The sequence below is a fragment of the Haloarcula sp. Atlit-7R genome (assembly GCF_003666065.1).
Classification (GTDB): domain Archaea; phylum Halobacteriota; class Halobacteria; order Halobacteriales; family Haloarculaceae; genus Haloarcula; species Haloarcula taiwanensis.
In genome coordinates this window covers 1-431 of record NZ_QXIK01000129.1, presented here as the reverse complement: position 1 = coordinate 431, position 431 = coordinate 1, and the positions used below count along the sequence as shown (strand labels likewise).

Sequence of the window (431 nt, the reverse complement as noted above, 5' to 3'; positions counted from 1 at the left end):
CTAGACACCGAGGAATTCGACTTCGACCTGCTGGAGGACGGGGAAGACATCAAGGAAGGCCTCGACATGATCTCTACGATACAGGAGAAGATCGCGGAATCGGCGGAGATACGGGAGGAACACGGGATCCCGAAGGGCCGGCTTGATGAGCGGAAGACGGAGCTGGACCGATTAATCGACTCGCTGGACGATCCGGTCGCGGAGCCGGACGGCGTCGATTCCGTCCTGTTCGTTGAGGGTGACCGGGCGGCAGTCGGTGTGCCAGAGAGCGAGGTGGACGCGCTCCAGGACGAGCCGTCGTACACCGACGTTGCGAGCACGCCGCAGGTTGTGCAGACGGAGGATGGGTCGACCGAGTCACTGGATGCGTACCGCGACGAGGTGGAGGGGGATCGTGACGAGATCAAGGAGGCGATTGAGGCCCAGAACGA

At 62.4% G+C, this 431-nt stretch carries 1 protein-coding gene; it reads left to right on the top strand.

All coding sequences use genetic code 11. The features are described 5' to 3' along the window. A partial coding sequence (locus D3D01_RS23885) for a hypothetical protein (protein WP_158600571.1) occupies positions 1 to 431 on the top strand: 431 nt, incomplete at both ends.